The organism is Planctomycetia bacterium (genome assembly GCA_034440135.1).
Taxonomy (GTDB): Bacteria; Planctomycetota; Planctomycetia; order Pirellulales; family JALHLM01; genus JALHLM01.
In genome coordinates, this window is record JAWXBP010000032.1 from 1 (window position 1) to 6,781 (window position 6,781).

Here is a 6,781-nt window from a genome sequence, read left to right on the forward strand (position 1 = left end):
ATCAGCGTCTCTTCGAGCTTCTTCATATCCACCTTCTTGTCGATCTCTTCGAGGACGCTCGGCTTCGGCATCTCGTCGATCTTGCGGGCTAAGGTCCAGCCGCTGTTCTGAACCAGCTTGTTCGTGCCCGGCGGGTTGGTCTCGATGTCGCTGCCGGAGAACGCCTCCACGTACTTCCACGGCGAATCTTCCTTCTTCTTCGTGCCGGTGCTGGCGAAGATCATCTCCTGTTGGAGCGGCAACTTCTTGTCCGCCCAGAAGGTCTGATTTTCTTGCCAGATCCGCTTCGCGTTGACGATGCCGACCTGGCCCTGCGCGGCGGGTGAAAGCTGCGTCACCGCTTGATCCGTGTAGACATCCAACCGCGAGACGAAAATGCTGTACACCGATTTGAACCCGGCCAAGCCGGCCGAGCGCCGTTGAGCGCCGCGCCAGACCGCGTCGCGCGCGGCCTGATATTGCCGCGAGGAAAAAATCAGGGTGACGTTCAGCGTTGCGCCGGCGGCGGCCAGCGATTCGAGCGCGTCGAGTCCCGCGGGCGTGGCCGGCACCTTGATCATCCGATTCTGGTGTCCGGCGGCCCACTGCTTGCCCAATTCGACATACCGCGCCACGCGTTCGGCATGCGGCGGGCCGGCCGCGGGGTCTTCGAGTAACGGGTCCAGCTCGAAGCTGACGTAACCGTCGTTGCCCGACGTTTCTTGCCAGACTGGCAAAAAGACGTCCTGGGCCTGACGGACCAGGCGATCGGTCATCTCCCAGGCGATCGTCTCATCGCTGTGCCCTTCGGCCAGCGAGGTCTCGATCGCATTGTCGAAGCGCCCTGTCTTGAGCAGGTCGGCGACAATAATCGGGTTCGAAGTGGCCCCGGTCGCGCCCAGGGCGCGGTTGGACTTCACCAGGTCGGGGTCGATCGAATCAAGCCAGAGCTTGGTGCCCGTGGCGATCAAGGAACGCAGCGGCGAAGCCATCAGCGGCGCCCTCCGATGTGATTTGGCGATGGAAATCCGTTTAGCCGAGAATAGCAAAAATGGGGGCGATTCGCCATTACGGGGCCAGGGCAAGACGTCACCGAACCGAAGACAACCTGCGCTGCCGGCGCTATGCGAAATACCGCACCGCGTTCTCGAACACTCGCAATCCCGCGCCGGCTTCTGGGAGCTTTTCCCGCGTCCAGCGCGGGTGTTGCACGCGATCGATGAAGCGTTCTGGATGGGGCATCAGTCCGCAGACGCGGCCGGTCGGGTCGCAGACCGCGGCGATGTCGTCGACGGCCCCGTTGGGGTTCGCCGGAAACGCCAGGCCGGCTGGTTTCCCGGCGTGGGCGTAGCGCAAAGCGATCTGTCCGCGTTCCTGCAATTGACGCAGCACCGAATCGTCGCGCGGCACGAACTTTCCTTCGGCGTGGGCGATCGGCAGATACAGTTCCTCGATGCCGGCGAAGTACACGCATGGCGAGCCGGGGTTCAGCAGCTCAACCCAGCGGTCGACGAACTGGCCCGACGCGTTCCACGTCAGCGTGGCGGGCGGGCCGGTCTGCGGATCGTCTTCGAGCAGTAAGCCGGATTTGATGAGGATCTGAAAGCCGTTGCAGATGCCGAGAATCAATTTGCCGGCGGCCTTGAATTCTTGCATCGCGCCGGCCAAGTGCCGCCGCAGTTGCTGGCCGAGAATCCGGCCGGCGCCGAGATCGTCGCCGTAACTGAACCCCCCCGGCAGGCAGAGGATTTGGAAATCGGCGAGCGCAGCGGACTGTTCGAGCAGCTGATTGACATGCCAGCGCTCGGCCTTACCGGCGGCGCGCTCGAAGGCGTACGCCGTCTCCTCGTCGCAGTTTGTACCCGGTGCACGCAGAATCAGGACGCGAGGTTGGGGCATTGCGGCAATCAAGATCCAGTGAGTGGTGTACCGCACGACAGTTTATCCCGGAATCGTCGCCAGCCACACCGGGTTCCGGGTCGACGCGTTGCGGAGAGCGCGATCTTTTCTCTCGACAGCGACCGCGTTCGCGGAACATAATGGCGGCGTTCAAAAACAGCCGGGGATCGCGGCGGAGCAAAACCTTTGTCCGTGGCCCGGGTATGATAGGGGACGGGGCGGTGCGCGCAGGCTTGGCGCCCCTCATTTCCGCGGCGCGGCGACCTATCTGGCGACGGTTCCAGCGCATTCGCGAAGTAATCGGGGAGGACTCGACGATGCTGAGGCGGCTATTGGGCTTGCTGATTTCGACCACGCTAGCCGTCCAAGCAGGTTGCGGCGGCGGGAGTCCGCCGCCGGCCACCACGGCAGGTCCGGCAGCCCCTCCCGGAGGTCCGGTAGCGCCTGTGAGCGCCTCCGTCGAAGAGGCTGCCGCCCCAGCGGTGGGAGACGTTTACGCCACGATCCCCGATTCGGTGTCGGGCGCCACGGTCATTCGCGTGCCGAAACTGCTGGTCTCGCCGGTGGGCGCTTCCGAAGCGGCGGTCAAAATCACCGAAAGACTGCGCAGCGACTACGGCCTGGAATCCTCGCAAATCGACGAAGTCATTCTCGTTTTCGTCGGCGGCAGCCCGGGTAGCTCCGTCCCGTCCGCACCTTACGGCGGTCGCGAAGGGAGTTCTCCCTACGGACCGCCGTCGGGCAGCCCCTATGGCCCCAATATGACGGCAGGCACGTCGGCTCCCGCCGCTGCTTCGGACACTTCCGGCGGTTTGAATGCGATGTTGCCAGCACCGGAAACGACGGTTCGCATTATTCGCGCGAACGTGCCGATCGACGAGGCGAAGGTCCGTTCGTCGCGAAGTTTGGAGAGCACGGAGCAATTCGCCGGCGCGCAAAAGATCTATCGTTCGACGCAAGCCGATAGCGACGCCGTTTGCTTCTTTGATCCTCAGTCGTTGATCATCGGCCGCGAAGCCGCGTTGCAAAGCTATTTCAATGCTCCTGCCGCAGGGGCTTCGAGCGGCTCGCCGTATGGTCCACCCAGTGGGTCGCCCTACGGCCCGCCGGCTGCCGTCGCGGAAGAAGCAGCCGCGGCGCCGGTTCCAAAGACTCTAGGCGAGACGTTGCGCGAAGCCCCGCCCGAGTTCGCCATCTTCGGCGCAAAGAAAAGCGCCGGGGGGCAACCGTCGGTCGGCGCCCTGATGCCGACGGCCGCCGCGGGCTCGAACGTGTCGTCGATGCTGGGCGTGATGGCGTCGGCGATTCCCGAAGGCACGTTCGCCGTGGATCTCGCCTCGGGCGCTAAGTTGACGATTGATATCGCGATGCCGAATGCTGACGGCGCGCAGCAACTGTGGAGTACGCTGCAAGGGATGCAAGGGATGATCGGCATGGCCGTCGGCATGCAGCGGAATGCACTGAGCGCCGGCCTCTCGCCGGAACAGCAAGCGCTCCAAAGCAAAGGCTATGACGCGTGGGATCAATTCGCCAAGACGATGAAGGTCGAACGCGGCGGGGAGAACAATCAACATGTGCTGATTTCCGGTTCGCTTGACCAACCGATGGTCGAAAGCCTGGCGGGAACTTTGAAGCGAGATTTGATCCTGCCGCCGGGGTCCGATGCCGCGCGACGAGTGGTCGAGAGCCAGCTCAAGCAACTCGGCATCGCCGCGCATACGTATCTCTCCACGAACAACAAATTGCCCACGGCCGCCACGATGTCGGCCGATGGCAAACCGCTCTTGAGTTGGCGCGTCTCGCTGCTGCCATTCTTGGGACAGAAGGAATTGTTCGATCAGTTCAAACAAGACGAAGCCTGGGACAGCGAGCATAACAAGGCGCTCGTCGAGAAAATGCCTTCGGTCTTTGCGGTGCCCGGCATCAGTGAAGCAGGCAAAACTACAATCGTTGCGCCGGTGGGCGACGGGACGGTGCTGGGACACAAGGAGGGCGCCACGCTGGTCATGGCGTCCGACGGTCCGAGCAACACGATTCTGCTCGTACAAGCGAACGCGGAAAAGGCCGTGACCTGGACCGCGCCGGACGACTTGGCTTATGACGCCGCGAAGCCGACCGAGGGTCTCGACAAGGCATATTCCGGCGTGTTCCTGGCGCTGTGGCTCGACGGTCAGGTGCATACCATTGCGCTCAACACCGCGACCGACACCGCGGCTGGGTTATTCACGTTCGCGGGGGGCGAGACGGTGGATTTGAACGCCTTGCTAGCCGCGGCAGCCGCGCCCACAGCGACTGAAAGCACCGCGCCGGCCAGCGGTGACACGACCACTGCTACTGCGGCGACGAGCACGAAGAAGTATCCGCCGGGTTGGGCCGGAGAATCGCAGCGCGCAATTGACTTGGGCCACGACAAAGAAGCTGCCCGCCTGTCGCTCGCGGCCGCCATCACGTCCGATGACGAAGTGCTGAAAAAAGAAGTCATGCATTGGAACAAGCTCACGCGACCCGTGCATCAGTTGCGTTGGGGCGTTGGCGCGATGCCTGATCCGAAGCGGCGCGCCGACTCGGCTGGCGGAACCGCGGGCCGAGCGGGGAGTCCCTACGGCCGTAACACTGGCGCCGTAACGTCGGGCGAAGACGACGATGAGGAAGAAGTCGTCGATCCGATCAAGGACTTTGATGATCTCGCCGGAGAAGTTGGCAGTGACATGGTGAAAGAAATCCGCAGGCGCCTCGACAAGGGCGAGTTCGGTAAGTTGTTTGAATACGATCGCAAGAAGTCGGACAATGAGAACGCCAATTCCGGCGTTAACTACCGACTGGAAGCGTCGAGCAGTCCGTACGGTCCGCGTGGACCAAGCTCCGGCGCGGCGAGTTCCACGACCCCGCCCACCAATGAGGAATTAGACGCCGTCGCCGAACAAGCGCCGCGCGGTTTGGTGATTCTCGGCAAAGGTGATCGCAGAAAGTTGCTAACGGCCGCCGCGAAGGCCGAAGTGGACGTGCTGCTGATCGCCGAAATGACGACCAAGAACACGCGCAGCACTGAGCCGGCGATTCAATGGGTCGTGGTGGACGTGGCGACGAAGAAGAACGTCGGCCGCGAATCCGAACCGGTTCCGCTGCCTGACGGCGGCGGCAGTGCTTACGGCGGCTCTTTTGGCAATTCCTCGGGCGGCGACGCGGCGACCATCGCCGCTAACGACGCTTCGGCGCGCCGCAAGAACACGGCCCAATGGCTAAAGGCGACCGAGGAAGCCCTCGAATTCAAGGACGTCCCCGACCTGACCGGCGAGAAAGTGGCCGACAAGGTCTTGAAGCAAGCGGCAAAGATGGTCGGCGCCGGCGGACAGGAGAATCCGCTGCCGGTATTGCTGGAGCTGCGTTATTACCAGGTCATCGGCGCGCTCAAGCCCGAGGACGCCCTGCCGCTGGTGCAGAAACTGCTCAAGGACGAAGCCCGCGCTACGACGTTCGTCTCCGGCACGCCAGAAGAGCGGAAGTCGCTGCTGGAAAACTGGATCTTGCCGGTTCCGAAGGGGCCCGCCACGGCGGACTCCGATTCGTAGGATATCCAAACGCAGTTGGCGCTCCAGTGAACCGCCGAGCGGCGTTCGTGTCTACTCGATGCGCAAAGGGTCGCCCCTGTTGACCCGCCACGGGGTTTGCTAGCATCGACCCGTTGATCGTATTTCCACGGCGTCGCTGACGCCCAACTCTGAACGAGCGAAACAAGCCCATGGCTTCGGCGACCGAATTCTCCACTCTCCGTACCGAGATTGCCGGCCTGCCGGTGGTCGAACTGGCCCGCGAATTCGGGACGCCAGCCTATTTTTACGACGCCGGCAAGATCGTCGAGCGGATTCAAGACTTGAGCATGTTCGAGACCGTGCGCTTCGCGCAAAAGGCTTGCTCGAACATCGCCATTCTCGACCTCATGCGCCGCCACGGCGTGCTGGTCGACGCCGTGAGCGCGGGCGAAATCGAACGCGCGATCGCCGCCGGTTACGCGACGGCAGGCGATCCGCCCCCGATCGTTTACACGGCCGATATCTTCGATCGCGAGGCGCTGGAGTCGGTGCTGCGTCACGGCCTGCACGTCAATTGCGGCTCGCCGGACATGATCGATCAGTACGGCGAACGCTCTCCCGGCGGCAACATCACGTTGCGGATCAACCCGGGCTTCGGCCACGGCCATAGCCAGAAGACCAACACCGGCGGCGAGCACTCCAAGCACGGTATTTGGCACGAAAACCTGCACGACGCATTGCGCCGCGCCGATCGGCACGGCCTCGGCGTGACGGGGCTGCATTTGCACATCGGCTCGGGCGCCGACATCGAGCATCTCGCTCAGGTTTGCGGCGCTTCGGAAAGACTGGCGCGCGAAATCGGCCGCACGTTGACCACGATCAGCGCGGGCGGCGGATTGCCGACGCCCTATCGCCCTGGCGACACGCATGCCGATCTCACCGCGTATCATCGCCTCTGGGACGACACGCGGAATCGACTGGCCGACACGTTCGGACATGCGGTACATTTGGAGCTCGAGCCGGGCCGCTTTCTCGTCGCGGAGAGCGGTTACTTGCTCGCCGAGGTGCGGGCCGTCAAGCAGATGGGGAGCAACACGTTCTACGTGGTCGACGCTGGCTTCAATAACCTTGCGCGTCCGATTCTCTACGGCGCGTATCATCCGATTTCGATCGCCACAGCGTCCGGCAAGATGGAATCCCGCGCCGAGCAGGACGTCGTGGTCGGCGGGCCGTTGTGCGAATCCGGCGATATCTTCACGCAGCAAGACGGCGGCTTCGTTTGCAAGCGCTCGTTGCCTGTGGCGCAAATCGGCGATTTCTTGGTGATTGAATGCGCCGGCGCCTACGGCGCCGTGATGGGCAGCAACTACAAC

4 protein-coding genes are annotated in these 6,781 nt (G+C 63.3%); 2 read left to right on the forward strand and 2 right to left on the reverse strand.

Translation table 11 applies throughout. From position 1 onward, the window contains the following. A partial coding sequence (locus SGJ19_01605; protein ID MDZ4778931.1) for a transaldolase family protein occupies positions 1 to 971 on the reverse strand: 971 nt, incomplete at its 3' end. A 130-nt stretch (positions 972 to 1,101) separates the two neighbouring features. Then, positions 1,102 to 1,878 carry a phosphoribosylformylglycinamidine synthase subunit PurQ gene (locus SGJ19_01610; GenBank protein MDZ4778932.1) on the reverse strand — a complete coding sequence of 259 codons (777 nt, stop codon included), beginning with the start codon at positions 1,876 to 1,878 and terminating at the stop codon, positions 1,102 to 1,104. A 317-nt stretch (positions 1,879 to 2,195) separates the two neighbouring features. On the opposite strand from SGJ19_01610, the gene SGJ19_01615 reads away from it, so the two are divergent. Continuing rightward, the gene (locus SGJ19_01615; GenBank protein MDZ4778933.1) at positions 2,196 to 5,447 is read left to right on the forward strand and encodes a DUF1559 domain-containing protein; all 3,252 of its coding nucleotides are present in this window, start codon (positions 2,196 to 2,198) and stop codon (positions 5,445 to 5,447) included. A 170-nt stretch (positions 5,448 to 5,617) separates the two neighbouring features. Further along, positions 5,618 to 6,781, forward strand: a 1,164-nt coding sequence (gene lysA, locus SGJ19_01620) for a diaminopimelate decarboxylase (GenBank protein MDZ4778934.1), incomplete at its 3' end; no start/stop codon positions are given.

Excerpts from the sequence above, each read along its gene's own strand:
- SGJ19_01610 (MDZ4778932.1), bottom strand. The coding sequence starts at position 1,878 with ATGCCCCAACCTCGCGTCCTGATTCTGCGTGCACCGGGTACAAACTGC.
- SGJ19_01615 (MDZ4778933.1), top strand. The coding sequence starts at position 2,196 with ATGCTGAGGCGGCTATTGGGCTTGCTGATTTCGACCACGCTAGCCGTC.